This is a genomic window from Exiguobacterium oxidotolerans JCM 12280, from assembly GCF_000702625.1.
Lineage (GTDB): Bacteria > Bacillota > Bacilli > Exiguobacteriales > Exiguobacteriaceae > Exiguobacterium_A > Exiguobacterium_A oxidotolerans.
Map to the genome: position 1 here is coordinate 1025119 of NZ_JNIS01000001.1, position 23675 is coordinate 1048793.

21 protein-coding genes are annotated in these 23675 nt (G+C 46.4%); 7 read left to right on the forward strand and 14 right to left on the reverse strand.

Annotation, left to right across the window (positions count from 1 at the left end):
* The 8 genes from P403_RS0105255 to P403_RS0105290 form a co-directional block, all read right to left on the reverse strand.
* Positions 1–963 carry a diacylglycerol kinase gene (locus tag P403_RS0105255; protein WP_029331519.1) on the reverse strand — a complete coding sequence of 321 codons (963 nt, stop codon included), beginning with the start codon at positions 961–963 and terminating at the stop codon, positions 1–3.
* Positions 964–1119: 156 nt separating this feature from the next.
* Positions 1120–2553, reverse strand: coding sequence for an Asp-tRNA(Asn)/Glu-tRNA(Gln) amidotransferase subunit GatB (gatB, locus tag P403_RS0105260; protein ID WP_029331520.1), 1434 nt, complete (start codon positions 2551–2553; stop codon positions 1120–1122).
* Positions 2554–2565: 12 nt separating this feature from the next.
* On the reverse strand, positions 2566–4008 hold the full coding sequence (gene gatA, locus P403_RS0105265; RefSeq protein ID WP_029331521.1) for an Asp-tRNA(Asn)/Glu-tRNA(Gln) amidotransferase subunit GatA: 1443 nt from the start codon (positions 4006–4008) through the stop codon (positions 2566–2568).
* Between the two features lie 16 nt (positions 4009–4024).
* Positions 4025–4315, reverse strand: a complete 291-nt coding sequence (gene gatC / locus P403_RS0105270) for an Asp-tRNA(Asn)/Glu-tRNA(Gln) amidotransferase subunit GatC (RefSeq protein ID WP_029331522.1) — start codon at positions 4313–4315, stop codon at positions 4025–4027.
* A 201-nt stretch (positions 4316–4516) separates the two neighbouring features.
* Positions 4517–5737, reverse strand: a complete 1221-nt coding sequence (locus P403_RS0105275) for an Nramp family divalent metal transporter (RefSeq protein WP_029331523.1) — start codon at positions 5735–5737, stop codon at positions 4517–4519.
* 566 nt (positions 5738–6303) lie between these two features.
* Positions 6304–7815 (reverse strand): sodium/proline symporter PutP, encoded by a 1512-nt coding sequence (gene putP, locus P403_RS0105280; protein WP_029331524.1) that lies wholly within the window; start codon positions 7813–7815, stop codon positions 6304–6306.
* A gap of 84 nt (positions 7816–7899) precedes the next feature.
* Positions 7900–9444 carry an L-glutamate gamma-semialdehyde dehydrogenase gene (pruA, locus tag P403_RS0105285; protein WP_029331525.1) on the reverse strand — a complete coding sequence of 515 codons (1545 nt, stop codon included), beginning with the start codon at positions 9442–9444 and terminating at the stop codon, positions 7900–7902.
* A 130-nt stretch (positions 9445–9574) separates the two neighbouring features.
* A complete protein-coding gene (locus P403_RS0105290; protein ID WP_029331526.1) occupies positions 9575–9862 on the reverse strand; it encodes a HesB/YadR/YfhF family protein in 288 nt (95 codons plus the stop codon).
* A 126-nt stretch (positions 9863–9988) separates the two neighbouring features.
* On the opposite strand from P403_RS0105290, the gene P403_RS0105295 reads away from it, so the two are divergent.
* The 6 genes from P403_RS0105295 (at position 9989) to P403_RS0105320 (ending at position 16248) form a co-directional block, all read left to right on the forward strand.
* Positions 9989–10831: a hypothetical protein gene (locus P403_RS0105295; protein WP_029331527.1), complete on the forward strand. Its 843-nt coding sequence runs from the start codon at positions 9989–9991 to the stop codon at positions 10829–10831.
* A 13-nt stretch (positions 10832–10844) separates the two neighbouring features.
* Positions 10845–11294: a thioredoxin-dependent thiol peroxidase gene (bcp, locus tag P403_RS0105300; RefSeq protein ID WP_029331528.1), complete on the forward strand. Its 450-nt coding sequence runs from the start codon at positions 10845–10847 to the stop codon at positions 11292–11294.
* Between the two features lie 331 nt (positions 11295–11625).
* A complete protein-coding gene (locus tag P403_RS16785; protein ID WP_029330182.1) occupies positions 11626–12300 on the forward strand; it encodes a helix-turn-helix domain-containing protein in 675 nt (224 codons plus the stop codon).
* Positions 12301–12314: 14 nt separating this feature from the next.
* Positions 12315–13178 carry an IS3 family transposase gene (locus tag P403_RS16790; RefSeq protein ID WP_235195150.1) on the forward strand — a complete coding sequence of 288 codons (864 nt, stop codon included), beginning with the start codon at positions 12315–12317 and terminating at the stop codon, positions 13176–13178.
* Between the two features lie 491 nt (positions 13179–13669).
* On the forward strand, positions 13670–15319 hold the full coding sequence (locus P403_RS0105315) for a peptide ABC transporter substrate-binding protein (protein ID WP_029331529.1): 1650 nt from the start codon (positions 13670–13672) through the stop codon (positions 15317–15319).
* A 278-nt stretch (positions 15320–15597) separates the two neighbouring features.
* Positions 15598–16248, forward strand: coding sequence for a homing endonuclease associated repeat-containing protein (locus tag P403_RS0105320; protein ID WP_029331530.1), 651 nt, complete (start codon positions 15598–15600; stop codon positions 16246–16248).
* Between the two features lie 538 nt (positions 16249–16786).
* Here the strand turns inward: P403_RS0105320 and P403_RS0105325 are convergent.
* Positions 16787–18481: a GGDEF domain-containing protein gene (locus P403_RS0105325; protein ID WP_029331531.1), complete on the reverse strand. Its 1695-nt coding sequence runs from the start codon at positions 18479–18481 to the stop codon at positions 16787–16789.
* Positions 18482–18603: 122 nt separating this feature from the next.
* Between P403_RS0105325 and P403_RS0105330 the strand changes: the two genes are divergently transcribed.
* On the forward strand, positions 18604–19212 hold the full coding sequence (locus tag P403_RS0105330; RefSeq protein ID WP_029331532.1) for a YktB family protein: 609 nt from the start codon (positions 18604–18606) through the stop codon (positions 19210–19212).
* 33 nt (positions 19213–19245) lie between these two features.
* On the opposite strand, the gene P403_RS0105335 is transcribed toward P403_RS0105330, so the two are convergent.
* The 5 genes from P403_RS0105335 to P403_RS0105355 all read right to left on the reverse strand — a co-directional run bounded on the left by P403_RS0105335 (position 19246) and on the right by P403_RS0105355 (position 23668).
* Positions 19246–19755, reverse strand: a complete 510-nt coding sequence (locus P403_RS0105335) for a hypothetical protein (protein ID WP_029331533.1) — start codon at positions 19753–19755, stop codon at positions 19246–19248.
* Positions 19756–19884: 129 nt separating this feature from the next.
* The gene (locus P403_RS0105340) at positions 19885–20946 is read right to left on the reverse strand and encodes an ABC transporter substrate-binding protein (RefSeq protein ID WP_420805697.1); all 1062 of its coding nucleotides are present in this window, start codon (positions 20944–20946) and stop codon (positions 19885–19887) included.
* A gap of 15 nt (positions 20947–20961) precedes the next feature.
* Positions 20962–21771, reverse strand: coding sequence for an ABC transporter permease (locus P403_RS0105345; RefSeq protein ID WP_029331537.1), 810 nt, complete (start codon positions 21769–21771; stop codon positions 20962–20964).
* Positions 21768–22577 carry an ABC transporter permease gene (locus tag P403_RS0105350; protein WP_029331539.1) on the reverse strand — a complete coding sequence of 270 codons (810 nt, stop codon included), beginning with the start codon at positions 22575–22577 and terminating at the stop codon, positions 21768–21770. The genes P403_RS0105345 and P403_RS0105350 overlap by 4 nt, the downstream gene beginning before the upstream one ends.
* The gene (locus tag P403_RS0105355; protein ID WP_029331540.1) at positions 22574–23668 is read right to left on the reverse strand and encodes an ABC transporter ATP-binding protein; all 1095 of its coding nucleotides are present in this window, start codon (positions 23666–23668) and stop codon (positions 22574–22576) included. Before P403_RS0105355 ends, P403_RS0105350 begins: the two co-directional genes overlap by 4 nt.
* Between the last annotated feature and the right edge of the window lie 7 nt (positions 23669–23675).

Below are 23675 nucleotides of genomic sequence, written 5' to 3' on the forward strand. Positions count from 1 at the left end.
TTACGCGAGGTTCGTTTCTGTTTCTTGTAGTTGTGTATTAATCAGTTCCATCTCATCGATCCGGAACTTCGGTGTCATGACATCGAAATGCGACTGTAAATTCGTCATCTCCCCTTCACAGGTGCCACCGAACTCACCATCGATGTTCAAGCTCATCTCAGAAGTGTTTTTCATCCGGACGAATGAAGTCGTGACATGCTCGACACAAGGATCCGAGAAGTGATCCCCTTTTAAGGCGAGACGCATGACGCGAATCAGTTCGACAAGATTACATTTTTTTAAGATGAATAAATCAAACCGTCCATCATTGAGTGACGCATTCGGAGATAGCTTCTCAAAGCCACCAACGGAGTTCGTATTCGAAGTCAAAAACAACATGACTTCGCCTTTGAACGTCCCTTTTTCATGCTCGAGCTCGACATACGTCGGACGAATTTGTGGTAACTTTTCCATCCCTTTGACGTAATAAGCGAGTTGTCCAAGTGCTGTTTTGAGCTTTGACGGAACCTCGTAAGACAACTCCGTCATGATGCCACCACCTGCGATGTTGATGAAATAATGAACACCCGTCGTCCCTTCAATCTTGCCAATGTCGACAGGCATCGTATAGCCGGTACAAATGACATCCATCGCGCCTTCAATCGTCAACGGAATCCGCATCGCCCGTCCAAAATCATTCGTCGTCCCGACAGGCAATACACCGAGTTTGGGGCGCACCTTGTAGGCAGCCATCCCACTGATGACTTCGTTTAACGTTCCATCTCCACCCGCAGCCACGACGAGGTCAAATTCAGCTTCACAGGCCCGTGCTGCTTCATGTGTTGCGTCACCGACCGCTTTCGTCGAATAGACGGAAGTCTCATAACCCGCTGCTTCAAGCCGGTCTAAGATATACGGCAGATTTCGCTTTACCATCTCTTTCCCGGAAGTCGGGTTATAAATCACTCGCGCTCTAGGTCTCATAAGTTTTTCTCCTTTTTAATCAACCGGTCCATTTGATACATAACTGTTTTATTTTACATGAAGTTTTGCTACATTACAAAGCCGAAAAAAAAGATGTTCCCGTTTTCCGCCTGATTACGAGACGAAAAATGGGGACATCTACTCTGATTTAAAGGATTATTTTAATTTTTCGAGTTCTTCATGGAAGAGTTGATCGAGGAGGGCCGGATTCGCCATCCCTTTCGTTTTCTTCATGATTTGACCGATGACGAAACCTTTTTTCCGGTCTCGTCCACCCACGAGTTCTTCGACGACAGCTGGATTCGCTTCGAACATCTCGACGATCAGTCCGCGTAAGAGACCCTCGTCAGAAATTTGAGCAAGTCCTTGTTCTTCGACATACTGACGGGGTTCGACCCCCTGTTCAATCGTCGCCGCGAAAACTTGTTTCGCGATTTTCGAAGAAATCGTTCCGCCAGCAATCAATTCGATCATCTCGGCGAGACGTGCCGGTGTCAGTTTGATTGTGTCGAACGTTTCACTCGACTTGTTCAAGTGCCCTTGGACTTCACCGACCGTCCAGTTCGCTGCTGCTTTCGGTTCTGCACCGGCAGCAATCGTTGCTTCGAAGTACTCTGCCATCTCGCGTGTGACAGTTAATTGTTTCGCGTCATATGCAGATAAACCGAGTGTTTCTTGATAGCGGACACGACGCGCGTCCGGAAGTTCTGGAATTGCGGCACGAATCGCCTCTTTCCAGTCTTCGTCGAGGACGAGCTTGACGAGATCCGGTTCCGGGAAGTACCGGTAATCGGACGCCCCTTCTTTCACACGCATCAAGACGGTCTGTTTTTTCGCTTCGTCGAACCGAAGTGTTTCTTGACGCATGACGCCACCCGCCAGTAAGAGTTTACGGTGACGGTCTTCCTCGAATTCGAGTCCTTTTAAGACGTTCCCGAACGAGTTGAGGTTCTTCAATTCTGTTTTCGTTCCGAACTTCTCTTGCCCGTATGGACGGACTGAGATGTTACAGTCGCAGCGAAGTGATCCCTCTTCCATCTTGACGTCCGAGACGCCTGCATATTGCAGGACTTCTTTGAGTCGTTCGAGGTAGGCGACCGCTTCTTTTGGTGAACGCATGTCGGCTTCACTGACGATTTCAATCAAAGGTGCTCCCGTCCGGTTAAAGTCGACGACCGAATGATTGGCACCGGTATGGTTCATCTTCCCGGCATCTTCTTCTAAATGGACCCGTTCAATCCGGAAGCGTTTTGTTTCGCCATCGACTTCCGCATCGATGAATCCATCAAACCCGATCGGCTGATCGAATTGTGAGATTTGGTAGGCTTTCGGCGTATCCGGATAGAAGTAGTTCTTCCGGTCGAATTTTGTTTGATCGGCGACGTGGCAGTTGAGCGCCATTGCCGCACGGACTGCGAGTTCGACTGCTTTTTCGTTGACCATCGGAAGGACGCCTGGGTGTCCGAGACAAATCGGACAGGTCTTCGTATTTGTTTCCGCACCGTACTCACGGGCACAGCCACAAAACATTTTTGTATTTGTATTTAGTTCAGCGTGGACCTCGATGCCGATAACCGTTTCAAAGTTCATAACGCACTCTCCTTATAACTTCGGAAGCGCGAATCCGCCCGTCGCAAGCTCGAAAGCATGCGCCGCACGATAGATCGTCGCCTCGTCAAAGTGTTTTCCGATGATTTGTAGACCGACTGGTAATCCGTCGACGAGACCTGCCGGGACCGAAATCGCAGGCACACCCGCTAAGTTGATTGGAATCGTCAAGATATCATTCGCATACATCGTCACAGGATCATCGTTTTGCGCACCGAGTTCGAATGCTGGTGTAGGTGCCGTCGGTCCGATGATGACATCATAGTTCGCGAGGACGTCATCAAAGTCCTTTTTAATCAATGTCCGCGCTTGTTGCGCTTTTTTATAATACGCGTCGTAATAACCTGAACTTAACGCATACGTTCCAAGCATGATGCGGCGTTTGACTTCATCGCCGAATCCTTGGGCCCGTGAATACTTGAAGACATCTTCGAGTGCATCTGCTTCAGCACGGAAGCCATATCGGATGCCGTCGAAACGGGCTAAGTTTGATGATGCTTCCGATGAAGCAAGCAAGTAATACGTCGCAAGCGCGTACTTCGAGTTCGGAAGGGATACTTCGTCGACCGTCGCTCCGAGGGACTCGAGCTTTTTGATGGCTGCACGAATGTTGTCTTTCACAGATTCACTGACACCTTCACCGAAGTATTCTTTTGGAACGGCGATCTTCAAACCTTTGATATCACCTGTCAACGCTTTCGTATAATCGATCCGGTCGACGTTCGCTGACGTCGAATCCATGTCACAATGTCCTGCGATCGCGCTAAGCAAATAGGCGTTGTCTTCGACCGTGCGTGTCAATGGACCGATTTGGTCGAGCGATGACGCGAATGCGACGAGACCGAAACGTGAAACGAGACCGTACGTCGGTTTTAAACCGACGACACCACAATAGGCAGCCGGTTGACGAATCGAACCCCCTGTATCAGAACCGAGACTGAACAAGACTTCTCCTGCCGCAACAGCAGCGGCCGAGCCACCTGAAGATCCACCTGGAACGTGTTTTGTGTTCCATGGGTTACGGACTGGTTTGTACGCTGAGTTCTCATTGGAAGACCCCATCGCGAATTCATCCATGTTCAGTTTACCAATCGTGACGGCACCTGCTTCATGTAAGCGTTCGACGACAGTCGCGTCGTGTGCAGGGACGAAGTTCTCGAGGAATTTCGAGCCACATGTCGTCGTCATCCCTTTTGTGACGATATTATCTTTCACACCGATTGGTAAGCCGAACAGTGGGTTTGCTTCATGTTTTGCGAGCTCATCCATCCGTTTTGCTTGTTCGAATGCGTCTTCGTTCAAGGACAAAAAGGCGCCAACCTTCCCGTCAACACGGTCGATTTGATCAAACGATTCTTGAACGAGATCCGATACTTTCACTTCGCCATCCTTGACGAGTGTATGCAGTTTTTTGACACCATGCTCAAAAAGTGACATTTCTGTGGTCTCCTCCTTATTCGAACACTGCTGGGACGCGGACTTGTCCGTCTTCCCAATCAGGTGCGAGTCGTTCTACTTCCGTGCGCGGAAGCGATGGGCGTACTTCGTCTTTTCGTAAGACGTTCTTTAAATCAAGGACATGCGTCGTAGGTTCGACACCTGTCGTATCAAGTTCATTTAATTGCTCAGCAAAACCGAGAATTTTTTCGAGCTGAACCGTAAATTGTTGTACTTCTTCATCTGTCACGGCAAGGCGTGCCAAATGCGCCACGTGGCGGACTTGCTCTTCATTAATATTTGCCATGTCATTCCACCTCCGGAACTTTTGCAGTATATTTTACACTATTTCTAATCATAGCACTTTTTAGTCAGACAAAAAAGACGATGGTGCATCGGGGGGAGGTCCGCACCATCGTCCTTATAGGGGTAGCAAAGCTTTCGGGCGGAAAGCTTCTAGTAATTCATTACCCATGCGACTGTCTTACAAAACAAAATAACAGAATATTCAAACTAAAAGATCGACTAATAAATAGACATTGAAAATGATGACAATTGTCACGATACTCCAGGCAAGGAGTTTCATCTTCACCCCGTTCTTGAAGTCACCCATGATTCGTCCACTTGACGTTGCCCGAATCAATGGAATCAACGCGAACGGAATCCCGAACGATAAGGCGACCTGACTCAAAATCAAGGCACGCGTCGGATCAAATCCCGATAACAACAATAAAATGGCTGGTGCCATCGTGATACTCCGACGAAGGAAAATCGGGATCTCAATTTTCAGGAATCCACGCATGATGGCATCGCCAGACATCGTCCCGACACTTGATGATGCGAGACCAGACACGAGTAAGGCGACTCCGAACAAGTACGGTGTTACACCGCCGAGCGACGTCCCGAGTCCTGAAAAAATACTTTCAAGTGTTGCTGCTTTTTGATCCGTTCCGAAGAAGACGGTCGCCGCGATGACGAGCATCGCCCCATTGACTGCCCCCGCGATCAACATTGCTGCCCAAATGTCGAGTGTCTGAATCTTCATCAATCCTCGTTTATCCGCGATCTTTCCCATCCGGCGTTTCGTCAAATCCGAGTGCAAATAAATCGCGTGCGGCATGACTGTCGCTCCTAACATCCCGGCAGCGAGGACGATACTCGGTGTTCCCTCGAATCCCGGGATCAAGCCGCCTGCCATGTCTCGCACGTTCGGCTCGACTTGAATGACTTGGATTGCAAAGGCGACAGCAATCACAAGGACGAGTCCCGCGATGACGGCTTCGAAATGCCGTAAGCCTTTCCGTTCGAATCCGAGGATGACGAACGAGGCAATCGCTGTTAAAATCGCAGCGATTTTCATATCGATGTTAAATAACAGATGAAATCCGAGTGCGGCACCAACGAATTCTGCGAGATCCGTCGCCATGGCGACGAGTTCTGCCTGGGCCCAGTAAAACAGTCGGGCGACGGGTGATAACTCGTCCCGGATGACCTCCGCCAAGCTCATATTACTGACGAGTCCAAGTTTCGCTGACAACGTCTGGATGACGACCGCCATCAAGTTCGCTGCAACGATGATCCACAGTAATAGAAATCCGTACTGGGCGCCGGCCGTCATGTTCGTCGCAAAGTTCCCCGGGTCGAGGTACGCGACGGCGGCAACAAAGGCTGGACCGATAAATTGTCTTTTTTTCAATCGTTCGACCGGTGCTACCGGTTGACTGACCATATTGAACACCTCTCTTTAGTTGCAAGTATACGCTTTTCTTTCCTTCAGGCAACATACATGCTTCATGGAAATACTTATTAATAAAGTAAACTGAATCATTCAATCCTGAAATCAAGCCATCTCCCATTCTTTTTGACCGCGCATTCTAACTACAAAAAAAGTCGAAGTTCACATTCAAGTGAACTTCGACTAGCGTGTAGACAAACGTTTATGAAGCGTGAATATGCGATAACGAGAGACAATCCGGTCGCGCTTCCCTGTCTCGCCTCGTCTTCAAAGCGATTCGAGACGGATTGCGGCCTAAATCGTCTGCATGCCTGGCTTTCCTTACCTAAAAAGCGTCACGTTTCGTTGACTCCTGCGGGGAAAGGTGCGTTTTTAACGCACTTTCAGAGGCAGGCAAGACCCTGCTCGTTGTCCGTTAGGATGAAGGAGCAACGGCTTGCGCCTCGCCCGAGGAAAGCAACGAAAAAAGACGCTTGATTTCCCGATGGCACGTTGTCTACAGCCTGAGAGTGGTTACTCTCAAAAGAGAACAACCACTCGCTCGTTTCATGTTAATTCAATCAGACAATCTTCCGCTCTGGTTCGACACCTTTCAGCTGCGCCTTTACTTCATCAAACTCATGGTAGACCGCTTCGCTTGGTTCAGCAGTCGCCAAACTGACAACAACGAGTGCAATCGTCGATGCAAGGAAGGCGGGAATCATTTCATACATCTCCGAAATATAGAACGGTAAATCCTTCACGTACAGTTTGACTAAAATCCAGGCGATGACGACGATGGATCCCGTCAGCATCGAAGCGAGTGCTCCCGCTTTGTTCATCCGGCGCCATAGTAAGCTGAACAAGACGACCGGACCAAAAGCAGAACCGAATCCTGCCCACGCGTAACCGACGAGTGTCAAAATCGATTTTTGTGCGCCGAACGATAACGCAATCGCAAGTAAGGCAACCGCTAGCACCATGATACGACCGACGAGCATCAACTCTTTGTCTGAAGGCGTCCGCTTCATAAAGCGTTGATAAAAGTCATTCGTCGCAGCACTCGAAGAGACGAGTAGCTGTGTCGAAATCGTCGACATGATGGCAGCAAGTAACGCAGCGAGCAAGAGGCCGGTAATGAAGCCTGGGAATAAATCACGCGAAAGCTGAATGAATACGTTCTCCGGGTTGTTCAGCTCAATCGCCTGTTGCGTAAAGTACGCATAACCGAATAATCCTGTCACCATCGCACCGATGATCGAAAAGGTCATCCAGACCATCCCGATCCGGCGGGCTGACTTCATTTCACTCAAGTTACGTATCGCCATGAAACGGACGATGATGTGTGGCTGACCAAAGTAACCGAGTCCCCAGGCGAGCAAGGAGATGATCCCGATGAGCGTCGTCCCTTTAAACAGTTCAAGTTTTGAACCGTCCGTCGTCCGAATCGTCTCGAGCGTCTCATTGATCCCGCCGCTCAGCGACAGGGCGACACCCGGAACAATCAAGAGCGCGATAACCATGATCATCCCTTGGACGACATCCGTCCAACTGACGGCGAGGAATCCACCCAGGAACACGTAGGCGATGACGACGCCTGCTAAAATCCAAAGGCCGGTCGTATACTCTAAACCGAAGACGGCTTCAAACAGCCGACCACCGGCGACAAAACCACTGGAAGCGTACATTATAAAGAATATTAAGATAACTCCAGCTGAAACTGTACGCAACACACCACTTTTGTCATGGAATCGTTTTTCGAAATAGTCGGGAATCGTGATGGCGTCGCCGGCGTGCGCCGTATACGCCCGCAGACGTGGTGCAACGAGTAGCCAGTTTGCATAAGCTCCGAGCAATAAACCGACTACAATCCAGCCACTGGACAGACCAGTTGCAAACATCGCACCCGGCAATCCCATCAACAGCCACCCACTCATATCGCTTGCTCCGGCTGAGAGTGCAGTGACGACGGGCCCGATCGTACGTCCTCCAAGCATATAATCATTCATGTTTTTCGTCCGGTAATACGCCATCACGCCAAGCGTCACCATCAGACCGAGATACAGTAAAATCGCCAACCACATTCCGTTCATCCTTGCTCCCCCTTTTCTATGGTGAATAAAAAAAAAAAAACGGATATGCAGGTCGCATACCCGTTTCATCTATTAAACACTAATTCAAAACATTTCTGAAGTCGTTTTTGCTTGCAAGTGGAGTGTTAAATAATCCGGTCCACCGGCTTTTGAATCCGTTCCCGACATGTTGAAGCCGCCGAATGGTTGATATCCAACGATTGCGCCTGTGCAACCACGGTTGAAATAGAGGTTCCCGACATGGAAGTTCGCCCGTGCGTACTCTTGGTTTGTCCGGTCTTGTGTGATGACCGCCCCTGTCAAACCGTACTCCGTGTTGTTCGCGATCGCGATTGCTTCTTTGAAGTCTTTCGCTTTCGTGAATGCAACGACTGGTCCGAAGATTTCTTCTTGCATCAAACGATCCGTCGGTTGAACGTCCGCGACGACCGTTGGTGAGACGAAGAAGCCTGTTGAATCGTCAGCCGTTCCGCCTGCTGCAATCCGTCCTTCTTGTTTTGCGATATCGAAGTACGACGTAATTTTTTTGAATGCCGCTGCATCGATGACCGGACCGACGTTGTTCGTCACGTCGACTGGGTTCCCGATACTCAGTTTCGCTGTGTTCGCAACAACTTTTTCGAGTAACTCGTCGTAGACGGAGTCGAGTGCGACGACACGCGAACACGCTGAACATTTTTGACCTGAGAAGCCAAATGCTGCTTTTGTGATCATGTCTGCCGCGTAATCAAGATCGGCTGACTCATCGATGACCATCGTGTCTTTTCCGCCCATCTCGGCGATGACACGTTTAAGCCAGATTTGACCGTCATTTAATTTCGAAGCACGTTCGTTGATCCGAAGACCGACATCACGTGATCCTGTGAAGCTGATGAAACGTGTTTTCGGGTGGTCGACGAGGTAATCCCCGACTTCTGCCCCTGGTCCCGGGATGAAGTTCAAGACGCCAGCCGGAAGACCTGCCTGCTCCATGACTTCAACAAATTTAGCAGCGACGACAGGTGTCGTCGATGCTGGTTTCAAGAGAATCGGGTTTCCGGCGACGATTGCCGCAACCGCAGTCCCTGCCATGATGGCGAGTGGGAAGTTCCATGGTGAGATGATGACGCCGACACCGAGTGGGATGTAATCGTAACGGTTGTATTCACCCGGACGACTCTCGACTTTTTTGCCGTCTTTTAAGACGAGCATCTGACGTGCATAATATTCAAGGAAATCGATTGCTTCTGCTGTATCCGCATCTGCTTCGTTCCATGGTTTCCCAGCTTCTTTGACGAGGTACGCCGAGAATTCATGTTTGCGTTTCCGGATGATGTTCGCTGCTTTGAACAGGACGTCCGCACGAACACTCGGATTGACGAATTTCCACGTTTCGAATGCTGTGACAGCTGCCTGCATCGCATCCTCTGCGTGTGCTTGTGTCGCTTTTGAGACACGTCCGACGATCTCTTCTTTGTTTGCCGGATTGACCGAAACGATTTTGTCTTCCGTCGTCACATGTTTGCCCCCGATGACGAGCGGATAATCTTTTCCTAGCTCTTGCGATACGAGTGCAAGTGCCTCCTCGAACGCTTTCTTGTTCGCTTCTTGTGAGAAGTCCGTGAATGGTTCGTGTTTGTACGGAATCATCTCTATTCCCCCTTTATACATACTTTTAATCGCTTACATTCTCCATTGTACAGAAGCATGACGCCGCTTACAATTATTCTAGTCAAAAAAAATGAGCAGGCTACGTTCTCCCGCTCACGTTTTGCTCGAATTATTCAGTTGCTTGGGAAAAGACGATCTCTTCGTTTTGGATTGAGACCTTGACGTCTTGCCCTTGGAACAACCAATCATCTTGATCGGAGACGACGAAATGAATCCCGTCAACGACTTCTTCGACAGCTACCCGTTCGACTTCTTCCATGTGGACGCCGACCGAAAAGCCTTGTGTCAAATCCGTCGATCCGCCGTATTTCGCGAAAAAGCGAATCGTGTCGCCTTCCTTCGCTTCCATCTCATCTTTAAAATATTGTAATGCTTCATCCGTTACGTGAATTTTCATGTTTTATCCACTCTCCTTTAGACTAGTGTACCTATTCCCTACTCAAAAAAGCGAATATCCTGTATGGTGAAGACAGTAAACACTTCACTCCATCATTTCTATTGATTCTGATTTAGGAGGTCCTATATGAAACGATTAATCACAGTTCTACTATCAACGAGCATGCTGTTAGTCGGATGTGGGAACGACTCCACTTCCTCTACAGATACTGAATCCCCGAAGACGACAGAAACGAAACAAGTCGCGCAAGCCGACCAAGCCGTTCTTGATGTCTATCAAACCTATCAAGATACGTTAGGGAAAACGGGATCAGCTGATGCGAAAGCACTCGCTAAGATTGAGTACACGGGTGAAGATGAACCGTTACGCGCAGCAGCGATTGGTGCTAAAAACCTGAACGTTACGCCTGGTAAGGTCGTTAAAAGCTTCCAACAAGGCGACGTCGCCTACATCATCCATGAGTTCAATGATGCGGACGGGTCCCCGCTCCCAAACCGTGCGTCGAAGTTATTCCTGAAAAAAGATGGGGAATGGAAAGCTGTCATCGCACCAACGACCTTTGAACCAACAGTCTTCACGACGCTCGCTGAGATGTTTGATTCATTTAATGCAGACGAATATGGCGTCAATGCCAAAGCAGCAGAAGCCGTCGGGAACACACCGGAAGATGAACAGGATAAAGTCTTCACACGCGTCAACGCCCAGACGGACTATATGGCACTCGAAATGAACAGTAACATCTTAATGATTTACGGTATGGCACTCGGCAACGAAGGCAATCCCGAAGTGTTGGTCGATTACTACTCCGATTATGCGGACTGGTACACCGATGAACAGGATTTGTTACGCAAAACGGCGAAGGCCGGAACAGACTACGAAAAATATTTGATCGCACTTGACCCATTAAAGGAAAGCTTACAAAAGAAACTCGGAAAATACGCTGATCAACTGAATATGGAATTAGGTTAAAGGGGGACTCTTAATGAACGCACCGACATTTACGTTACCGAACGCCCATGGCGAAAACATTTCACTCGCCGATTATCGTGGTAAGAAAGTCATTCTCTACTTCTATCCGAAAGACTCGACACCGGGTTGTACGACGGAAGCCTGTGACTTCCGTGACGCGACGGACGCCTTCGCGGCTGAAAATACCGTCATCCTCGGCATCTCCGCTGACAGTCAAAAACGGCATCAAAACTTTATCTCAAAATATGAACTTCCGTTTCAACTTCTCTCCGATGTCGATCATACGGTCTGCGAACAATATGGGGTCTGGCAACTCAAAAAGAACTACGGCAAGGAATATTATGGGATCGTCCGTTCAACGTTTTTAGTTGATGAGGCGGGTGAATTAATCCAAGAATGGCGGAGCGTTAAAGTTAAAGATCATGTTTCTGAAGCCTTAAACTACGTAAAATCACTTGATTAAAAAGAAAAACACGTTACTGATGTAGCCTGTTTCAATGTAGACAAACTCTTATGAAGAGTGAATATGCTATAACGAGAGGCAAAGTTCGCGCTTCCCTGTCTCGCCTCGTCTTCAAAGCGGCAATCGGTCGCGGTTCTAAACGATTCGAGACGGATTGCGCTCTAAAACGTCTCCATGCCCGGCTTTCCGTCACGGTATTAGCTAAAAAGCGTCATGTTTCGTTGACTCCTACGGGAAAAATTGCGTTTTTAACGCACGTTCTGATATGCTCCCCAAAAAGTAGACAGTTGAAATAAGAAAAACTGTTTACTTTTGAAAGGAGCTTTTTTCTATGTCCAAATTCAAGCGTTCCGCTAGTGAAAAACTATATGCCATCCAAACTTATGAAGAAGGAGTGTCCACGTTGTGGGAAGTCGCAAGACTCTTCGGGGTCACACAATCGACCCTACTCAGATGGAGACAGATGTATCGTCAAGGCGGTATCTCAGCTTTGGAGAAACGGTCGGTATGCACGAAGTATTCCAATGAGTTTAAAGAGCGAGCCGTACGCGACGTGCTAGAAAAAGGTGAGCCCGTCATGGACGTCATCATAAAATTAAACATCTCCAGTGCAAGCGTACTCAGACGTTGGATTTCAAACTATAATGGTCGTAGTGAAGACACACTACTAAAGGAGCGATTCGCTATGACCAGAGGAAGAATCACGACATTCGAAGAACGCGTTAGTATAGTCAGCGACTGTCTTAAAAATGGAAAGAAGTATAAAGAAACTGCGAAGACCCACCGGGTCTCCTACCAACAAATCTACAAGTGGGTTCAAAAGTATGAAAAGAATGGGATTGACGGACTGATGGATAGCCGTGGACGTACGAAACCGTTTGAGGAACTGACGGACGTGGAACGCCTCTCCATCGAGATGAAAAAGATTGAGCAAGAGAACGAGCTTCTTCGAATGGAAAATGAGTTCTTAAAAAAGCTAGAGGAGTTCGAAAGGGGGAGAGGTTAGACCAAGTCCGAAATTTGGATAAGTACAAGGCTATACAATCGTTGGCGGACCAGTTCGGCTATTCGATTGTCGCCCTCTGTCGTTTTGCGGACGTATCCCGTGCTGCCTATTATAAATGGTTAAATCGTGTACCGACGGTACGCGAAGAAGAGAACATCATGATCATTGAAGAGCTGACATCTATTCATGAGTCGGTAGATGGAGTCTATGGATGTGAACGAATGGTCTTGAATCTAGATCGCCAATTTAACAGAACGGTTAATCATAAACGGGTTCGTCGCTTGATGCGAATCGCCGGCATTCGTTGCGTCATTCGTCGAACACGACCGAAATATATGAGAACCATACCCGGACAAACGGCAGAAAATCTTCTGAATCGTGAATTCCATGCGGAAAAACCGAATCAGAAATGGTTAACAGATATCACGGAATTCAAATACGGCACCTCAAAAAAGGCTTATTTAAGTGCAATTCTCGATTTGTATGATGGATCAATTCGTTCATTTGTGCTAAGTCGTTCGAATAACAGTCAGCTCGTCTTCGATACGCTAAAACTCGCCTTGGATGATGATCCTGGTAGCTTCCCTCTTCTTCATAGTGACCGTGGGTTTCAATATACGTCAAATGCCTTTCATCATATGACTCAACAAGCTGGGATCACACAAAGCATGTCCCGTGCCGGTAAATGCATCGATAATGGTCCAATCGAATCTTTTTGGGGAGCGCTAAAGTGTGAAAGCTACTATCTTCATACATTCGAGGAGTTCGATGAACTCCACGATGCAATCCGACGCTACATTCGATTTTATAATGAGCTGCGGTATCAAAAACGATTAAACGGCTTAAGTCCGCTGGAATTCAGGGCTCAAGCCGTTTAAAAAATTTATATTATTTGACCTGTCTACTTGACGGGGAGCAGTTCATTCAGAGGCAGGCAAGACCCTGCTCCTTGTCCGTTAGGATCAAGGAGCAACGGCTTGCGCCTCGCCCGAGGAAAGCAACGAAAAAAGACGCTTTCATCTTCCGATATCACTTTGTCTACACGCTGACCACGTTACGGATGTAGCGTGTTTTTTAATTTTACAATCATTTTATCGCTACCAATTTTATCCTTTCATAAATTTTTTTCACACAAAAAACCTTGGTATTGCTCATATTTTTAATAATTTTGAAATAATCTGAAAATATTCTATTGATTTTTCTGAATATTGTATTTATTATTAGAAACAAGTTGATCCGGTGCTTTCCTTCAACAAAAGTAAAAGGCGATGACCCCTCTTATTTTTTTCATAGGACACCGGATCGCTCTAACTATCGGGTACTCATTTTATCATCATATATATTTATTCTTGGGAGGGAACTTATTATTATGAAAAAGAAAAAAACACTTGCACTCGTTGGTGCGCTAACAATCGCAGGATCGAGTTTGGCAGCTTGTTCATCAACAGATGACTCGAAAGACACATCAGGCTCGAAAGACACTGCAAAATCAGATGACAAGCAAGTCCTGAATTTAACAAGCGGATCAGACATCCCGGCACTTAGCCCGACAGTCGCGACAGACTCTGTTTCTTTCACAGTTTTAAACAACGTTCAAGAAGGTCTTTTCCGTCTTGATGAAAACCAAGAGCCGACACCAGGTGTTGCAGAAAGTGTTGACGTCTCGGAAGATGGACTTACATACACATTCAAATTACGCGATTCAAAATGGTCTGACGGCAGCGATGTCACAGCAAAAGACTTCGAATATGCTTGGAAACGTGTCCTCGACCCTGATAGCGGTTCGCAATATGCTTATATCATGTATGTCATCGATGGAGCGGAAGGCTACAACACTGGTAAAGGGAAAGCGGAAGATGTCGGTGTCAAAGCAGTCGATGACAAGACACTCGAAGTTAAGTTGACACAACCTGCAGACTACTTCAAAGCCTTGACTGGATTCGGTTCATTCATGCCGCTTAAGCAGGAATTCGTTGAAGAAAAAGGTAAAGATTTCGCGAAAGATCCTGAGAACTTCCTTTACAACGGTCCATTCCAACTAACAGACTGGAAAACAGAAGTCGGTTGGTCGTACAAAAAGAACGACCAGTATTGGGATGCTGACTCAGTTAAACTTGAAGAAGTTAACTACAAAGTCGTTAAAGAAGTTTCAACGGCTGTCAATTTGTATGAAAAAGGTGACATCGATACAGTTGGTTTGACAAGCGAATTCGTCGATCAATATAAAGATGATGAAGATTTCCAAACACGTCTCGATGCATCGATGTACTATATCCAAATGAACTTCAAAAACGAATTGCTCAAAAATAAAGATATCCGTAAAGCGATCGACTCAGGATATGACAAAGAACAGATGGCGAAAGTCCTCTTAAACAACGGCTCAATCCCGGCATACTACTATGTCCCGCAAGAATTCGCAAAAGGACCGGACGGAAAAGACTTCCGCGACGGCAACGAAGGCTTCGGTTCATTCGATGCTTCATCTGCAAAAGCATCATTCGAAAAAGGTCTAAAAGCAGAAGGCAAAGACAAAGTTAAACTCGAGCTTCTCTCATATGATGATGATAACTCGAAAAAAATCTCTGAATACCTCAAAGGGGAATGGGAGAAAAACCTTCCTGGTCTTGAAGTAACAATCAAGCAGCAGCCGTTCAAAAACAAATTAGATCTTGAATCGAAAGGTGAATTCGAACTTTCATTCGCTGGTTGGGGACCTGACTACCAGGATCCAATGACGTTCCTCGACATGTGGATGACTGGTGGACCGTATAACCGTGGTAAGTACTCAAGCGACAAGTACGATTCACTTATCAAATCTGCAATGAAAGACGCCAATGCCGAAACACGTTGGCAGTCATTGAAAGATGCTGAAAAAGTCTTACTCGAAGACGATCAAGCCATCTCTGTTATGTACCAACGTGGAGCTTCCCTCTTACGTAAACCTTACGTTAAAGGAATCGTCAACCACAAAGTCGGAGCGGATACTTCGTTCAAATGGACATACATCGAAGGAAGATAAGGATACACGATCTTTAAAGGCCAGCCTCGCTTTACGCGGGTCTGGTCTTTTTTTCCATATGGGGCGAATGTACTGTTTTTTAGATATTGATTAAAAAGTGGTAACATTCTGTTTTCATTTGTATTACTTCCATTTATACTTATCCAGAAGAAACTAAATTCACTTTTTTTTACAATAATTCGCGGTAATTCTTCAGATTTAATGAAAAAGTGCCGATACATTCTATATAGAGGACTTTTGCCTCAACACTACAGTCATTTAGGAAGGAGGACTCATCTTTGAAACAACGTGTACTGACGAGTCAACAAACATTCACAGAAGAACAAATCGAGATGATTGAAGCCATCCGTGCAGTCGGCGAACTGATTCAAGACCGGCCACGCCGGACGATCTACCGCCGCTACGCCGTTGTCCATGGTTGGCCATTGCCTGAAAACATCATCCGTCAATTTGGTTCGTGGCCGGAAGCTTTATCTGCCGCAGGTTTTGAATGGCACATCGATCAGCAACCGGAAGAGCTGGAGCGGGCACCGAAATATACGAAAGATGAAATTCTAAAATCTTTCCACCGCTATGCAAAAGATGTCGGTTCGACGATTACCTTGAAGAAGTACCAAATTTGGCGGAAATCGGTCCACCATGCACCGAGCCACTATCATATCGTGAAGATGTTTGGTTCTTGGCATGATGCCTGCACAGCAGCAGGACTCGAAGCAAGCGTCACGTATTCAAAAGCAGAGCTTGCTGCATCACTTCGACAAGCAATTGAAGAAGTCGGCTTCTCATTGTCTTTCGAAGCTTATCGTGAGTGGGCGAAGCGAAACAACAAACCGTCTACAAAAGCTTTACTTCATCGTTACGGCTCATGGTCGGCAGCCATCCATGCCATTGAAAGTGAAATTCGTTCGAGCAAACAACAAGCCCAGTAATTAAGATTATGCATTCATTCACTTCTATTTCTTTTACAATCAGGCACGCCGGTCGGTCTTCGACTTGTGTGTTTTTTTGTTTCGTTCATCGAAAATCATCTCAAAAAAATACTTTTTCTAAGAAGTGAATGTCAGACTGTAGACAACATCCTATCGGGAGATCAAGCGTCTTTTTTCGTTGCTTTCCTCGGGCGAGGCGCAAGCCATTGCTCCTTGATCCTCACGGACAACGAACAGGGTCTTGCCCGCCTCTGAAAGTGTGTTAAAAGCGCACTTTTCCCCGTAGGAGTCAACGAAACGTGACGCTTTTTAGGGAATACCGTGACTAAAAAGTCGGGCATGCAGACGGTTTAGAGCGCAAGTCGTCTCGAATCGCCTTACAACCGCGAAAAGCAATCGATCGCACCCCTGTAGCCTTGCTGTAGCGGCGCGGAAGATTGCTGCTTTGAAAACGAGGAACAGAAAGACACTTCTCTTGCCGAACACTCGGTTGTCTGCCCACTAAAAAACCGCCACCTGAACAGGTAGCGGTTTTACTTCAAATGACTTTTTCTTTCCATTCTTGATAAGACGCAACACGATCACGCCCCTGGAATTTAGCCCCTACGTACATCGCACGGTCCGCATTTCGAATCAGGCTCGCCAGATCGCCTAACTCTTTCAACGTATCGACTCCGATACTAGCCGTGATCTCTAACGAATGGCCGGATACTTCGATTGGATTGGTGTGTAGCGTCTCCCGGATGCGCTCCGCAACGATTCGTGCCGATTCGATGTCCGTATTCGGTAATAACACGACGAACTCTTCCCCACCGTACCGCGCGACAAGGTCTGTGATGCGTGTCGCCTGCATCAAGAGTTTAGCGACCTCGAACAATACAACATCTCCGATTTCGTGACCATGGGTATCATTGATTTGCTTAAAGTGATCCAAGTCGATCATCAATGCTGAGAATGGATATAAATCCTTTTGCTTGATTCGTCGATCGCCCCACTCTTGCAAGGCACGGTAGTTCGGTAATTTTGTCATGGCATCCGTTCGACTATCGGTTAAGAGATGTTGCCGTTCTTGAGCCCGTTCAACGGCCCAGGACAACACACGTAATGCACGATACAGCTCATAACCAAGGTCTTTTGTGAATTCGCCACTTGCTTCAGATGCTAGGAATAATGAACAATTGATGGTTTCTGTTGCCTCCGGCTTGATGAACAGGATTGATTGTGTATCTTCAGGAAGGCAATCATAAAGACGAATGTCCCATTCCTGTTGCATGCCATAAAGAAGGACTTCCTCTTTTTCAATCAATTCTTCGATGATAATGCCTTCGACGTCATCCGCTTTTAATTTCCGACCATCTTTCAATGAATAATAGACCGTCTTTCCTTCTCCAAAATCAAACTTTATCCAGGCGATATCCGGTTTAACGAATTGATTGAGTTGTTTTAAGTAGCGTTCGATGATGAACTGGGCATCCCCGTCTTGCCATGCTGCTTCTTTTAGACGCTCAATCTGTTCCCAGTGTTCAATCCGGTCACTCGCATGAACGGAACTGCCGAGCGCACGTTTGATGATGAATAATGCAAATGCCGTCATGACCAACGCACTGATTCCATTGTTTTGGGCCATCAAGGTACTAAAGACTCCAAATAACAGTTCTGCCGTAATGACGACTGCTTCAAAACGTAACAACGGTATCATGACGCTGCTCGGGATATTCTCTCCGAGTAAGAAATTCGACAATGTGTATTGGAACAAGAGGACGACCCACATGATGCCGACCATCGTCACGAGCGGTACGATATTCCCGATGAGTGAAAATTCTGGACCGTGTGTTCCACCGAGCGCATTGTAGGCTAAACCTGCCGGCAAAATCAATAAAAGTTCAAGCGTGACGTTGAACGGATAGTTGTGCAACATACGCCGCCGTCCGATTGCTGTATGAAAAGATCGGAGTTGGTAAATCAGCATCGTCAATTGTCCGACACAAATCGCTGATAACAATCCGTAAGTTAAAAAGGTATACAGGACAAAACCAAAGTGGAACGTAAAACTCATATGTCTTCGACGAACTGGGTCGACGACAAAAATCGTCGATAACGCTACTACCAAAAAGAATGTAAAGTAATCGATGCTGAGGCTGTATCCGTCTGCTCTCGCGATAACATCAAGAACAATCACGACGATAAAGAATACGACCCAACTTCGAAGGAGATATTGTTGAAAACGACGCACGTTGAGTTCCCCTTCCTAAAAAATTTTTATTTTTTAAGTTTACTGCATTGCACCTAAGAAAATCTTCAAACGCTCTTTTTCCTAGACGGGTTTGTTACAATGTAAACAGAGGTGATGAATACATGAGTACTCAATTTACAAAGGAAGCCTTCGAAGCGTTTGAAATCGAAGGGTTAGAAAACCGGATGGAAGCGATCCGGGAACGGATACAACCTGTTTTCCGGCAAATCGGCGCTGAAGTCTCACCCGATTTGACAGTCAATCTCGCAGAGGATATGTATGTGCACATTGCACAACATGCAAGACGCAAGGTAAACCCGCCTAATGATACGTGGATGGCGTTTTCTCCAAACAAACGTGGTTATAAAAAACATCCGCATTTCCAAGTCGGACTCTTCGATGATCATTTGTTCATTTGGCTCGCTTATATTTACGAGCTCCCAAATAAACAACAATACGCGACGCAACTTCTTGAGCAACAAAATTTGTTACAGGACTTACCGGAGGACTTCGTCATTTCCTACGATCATATGAAAAAAGAAGCCGTTCGTGTGACTGATGCAAACCTTGAACAAGGATTAGTTCGTTTTCGTGATGTAAAAAAAGCTGAATTTTTAATCGGACGGCATGTTTCCGCCCAAAAAGTCAGCACAATGTCCCATGATGCATTACTTGAATTGATTCGAAATACCTATGACCATCTCGTGCCGGTCTATAAAAAGGTTAAATAAAAAGGATGGCCTATAAGGTCATCCTTTTTCTCATTAGTTATATTTTACTAGAATTGACATGACTTGTGTACGGTCAGAATTTAAATTTAGATAAATGTTGACCTTTTTCGCTGAAACGGTCATCGTGTTGAACATTGGATCAAGTTTAGCGGTTGGATACGCTTTTTTTACTTCCTTGACAGAAATCGTACGTTTGACCATTTTCGGATCATAAACGATGGCTGAAACTTTTGCTTTACTATCTTTTACGCCGTACGTCGAACAATAATGAACGGAACGATCGGGTGTCATAAGCCCGTTACCACTTTGGCACCAGTTCGAATTTTTTTCACCTTTATATGCACTATGTACCTGTGCGAGTGTCGTTCGGTTAAGTTTAACGTTTTTGTCGAGTGACTTAGCATAACCAGCATTTTTCTTAATATGTTGAAGCCAATTGACATCCGTTGGTTTCGTTGCTTCTGCTGATTGATTATATGAAGTGCCTGACACGACGCTGACGGCAAGAGCTGCTGTTAAGATAAGTCCTAAGATTCGTTTCATGGTGTTACCTCCTAAAAATCCTTTGTTAAATAACTCATTCCCCCATTTCTCAAAAAATACTCATCTTCCATACATTTTTTAGAAAAATATTTTAAAAAAGGCTGGTATCCGTGGGATACCAGTCCTTTGTTATTTTTTATGCATTTTAAACTCTAGGAATAATTCATTGTAATGGGCAAGCATCTTTTTCCCCAAGTTTTTGTAGACTTCAAGTGTATCCGTCACAGCTTTATCCGGATAGAACCGTTCGTCTTCCCGTACCTCTGCGTCGAGGAGCTTTAAAGCATCTTTGTTCGGTGTCGAGTAGCCGACATAATCCGTATTCTTCGCAGCGATGTCCGGGCGCAACATGAAGTTGATGAACGCATGTGCCCCTTCGACGTTTTCCGCCGTTTTTGGAATGACGACATTATCAAACCAAACGTTCGACCCTTCTGACGGAATGACGTAGTTCAAGTCTTCATTTTCACTCATGATTTCATTCGCATCACCGGACCAGACGACGCCAATCCCGGCTTCTTCGTTTGCGAGCAGTAGCTTGATTTCATCTCCGACAATCGCTTTGACGTTCGGCGTCAAGTCCATCAAGTTCGCTTTCGCTTCCTGCAGCTTATCTTCGTCCGTTTCGTTCAAGGAATAGCCGAGACTGTTTAGACTCATCCCCATCACTTCACGGGCTCCGTCCGCTAATAAGATTTGATTTTTAAAGGCTGGGTCCCATAAATCTTCCCAACTCGTCGGTTCTTTTCCGTTAAGCAGTTTTTGATTGTAGACAATGCCGACCGTTCCCCAAAAATACGGAATCGAATACTGATTGCCCGGGTCGAACGGCAAATCAAGGAAACGATCATCGATATGCTTGAGATTCGGAATTTTCGACTTGTCGATTGGGATGACGAGATCTTCTTCAATCATCTTCGCAATCGCATAATCTGAAGGAACGGCAATATCATATGTCGTCCCTCCCTGCTCAACTTTCGTCAACATCGCTTCGTTCGAGTCGAATGTCTGATAGACGACTTTGATACCGGTCTCTTGTTCAAATTGATCAATCAAATCAGGATCGATGTAATCCCCCCAGTTATAAATGTTCAAAACATTTTCGCCGGAATAGCCTTGTGTCGCATTTAGGCGGTTCAAAGCAAACAGGATGACACCCGAGATTAGAAAAATCGTTACGAACAATTGGATTAATTTTTTCAACGGTCATTTCACCTCCGGTCGTGACAACTTCGCTACAGAACGTTGGTTCAAGAAATAGTAGCCGATGACAAGTAAGAACGTAAACAAGAAGATGACGGTCGACAAGGCATTGATTTTCATCGAAATCCCTTGGCGTGCCAATGAATAGATTTCGACGGATAAGGTCGTAAACCCATTCCCCGTCACGAAAAATGTCACGGCAAAATCATCGAGTGAGTACGTCAGTGCCGTAAAGAATCCGGCAAAGATTCCCGGTGTGATGTACGGCAAGATGACTTTCGTCAGGACGTCCAAGCGACTCGCCCCTAAATCACGTGCCGCATCGACGAGCGTCGGACTCATCTCTTGCAGTTTCGGCAAGACAAGGATGACGACGATCGGGACAGAAAAGGCGATGTGCGACAGTAAGACGGACGTAAAGCCAAGTTGAGTCCCAAGCATCGTAAAGAAAATTAAGAACGATGCCCCGATGATGACGTCCGGACTGACGATCAAAATACTGTTAAGTGTCAGGAGCGACGTTTCAATCCGCTTTTTGCGGACTGCTTGAATCCCGATTGCACCGAACACGCCGACAATCGTCGAGATTGCGGCTGACAGCAAGGCGATGACGAGTGTATTCAAGACGATGATCAAAAGGCGTGAATCTTGGAAAACTTCCTTATACCAATCCCACGTGAAGGAATCAAAGTTCGTCATGTTATCTGCACTGTTGAACGAATAGAATGCGAGATAGAAGATTGGAGCATACAAGACGATGAAGACACCAATCAAATAGATATTTGCTAGTTTAAACCGTTTCCGTTTCATCATGTCGTCGCTCCTTTCTTCCGTTTTGTACTCGTCAAGGCGAGAATGATGGCCATCGCGATGATCAAGAAGACGGCGATCGTCGCCCCCATCCCCCAGTTTTGGGTGACAAGAAATTGTTGTTCAATCGCTGTACCGAGCGTGATGACCCGGTTTCCGGCGATCAGTCGCGTGATCATGAAGAGCGATAACGCCGGAATGAAGACGAGCTGACAGCCTGACTTCACACCATCAATCGTCAATGGGAATACGACACGGCGAAACGTCGTAACATTCGATGCCCCTAAGTCACGTGCCGCAAAGACGAGCGACGGACTTAACTTTTCGATGGCATTAAAAATCGGTAAAATCATGAACGGGATGAAGATATAGACCGACACGAAGACGAAGCTGAAATCCGTGAACAGGATTTGCTTCCGTCCGATGCCGATTGCTTCGAGTGTTTGGTTCGCAAGCCCATACGTGCTGAACAGTCCGATGAAGGCATAGGCTTTCAGCAATAAATTGATCCAGGTCGGCAAGATGATCAAGAGCAACCAAAGTTGTTTATGTTTTGTTTTCGTCAATAAATAGGCTGTCGGATAACCAATTGCAAGCGAAAACAACGTGATTAAAAAAGCATACCAAAATGAACTGAGCGTCATCGTCAAATACGTCGAGGTAAAGAAATTCTGATAGTTGACGAATGAGAAATTCCCATCCAAATCAAGGAACGAATAGTAGACGACAAGTACGATTGGGGCGATGACGAATAAGGCAATCCAAAATGTATAGGGAATGAGATACCAGTTACGTGTTTTTTGCATCATAACACCCCATCGTACGATTCAAGCCGTTTATCAAAGTCTTCTTCCGTCTCATTCAGACGCATGACGTGAATCGCTTCCGGATCAAATGTCAGACCGATATGCTCACCGACCGTTGCTTTTTTCGTACTGTGGACGAGCCACTCATTTCCGACTTCATCGATACAGGCGATTTCATAATGAACACCGCGGAAGAGTTGTGAATCGACCGTTACCCGTAGCTTCCCTTGGACGACATTCGTGATTTCTAAGTCTTCCGGACGGATGACGATTTCGACCGGTTCATTCACTTCAAGTCCACGGTCGACACATTCGAATTCTTTTTCGGCGAACGAGACGAGGTAGTCGTTTAACATCCGTCCCGGAATGATGTTCGATTCACCGATGAAGTCGGCGACGAAACGGTTGATCGGTTCATCATAAATGTCAGTCGGTGTCCCCGATTGTTGGATTGAACCATGATTTAAGACAAAGATTTCATCCGACATCGCCAGTGCTTCTTCTTGATCATGCGTGACGAAGATGAAGGTAATACCAAGACGACGCTGTAAGTCGCGTAACTCGTATTGCATCTCTGTCCGTAACTTCAAGTCGAGCGCTGACAAGGGTTCATCGAGCAAAATTACTTCCGGTTCATTAACGATTGCCCGGGCAATCGCGACCCGCTGCCGTTGTCCCCCCGACATCTCAGTGATTTCACGTTTTTCGTAGCCTGATAAGTTAACGAACTTCAACGCATCCAGGACACGTTGCTTAATGTCTGCCTCTTTGACTTTCTTGATCCGCAGACCAAAGGCGATGTTCTCGAAGACGTTTAAGTGCGGGAACAAGGCATAATCCTGGAAAACCGTATTGACTTGACGTTTGTTCGCCGGAACATCGTTAATCCGTTTTCCGTTGAAGATGATTTCACCCGCTGTCGCTTCCGTAAAACCGGCAATTAAGCGCAGGACTGTCGTTTTACCGCAACCGGATGGGCCGAGCAATGTGTAGAACTTCCCCCGCTCGATTTCGAAGCTGACACCGTCGAGGACGGTTTGGTCGTCAAACTGTTTTGATACTTCTTTGAATTGAATGATCGTATTCGTTGTCACTTTAGTT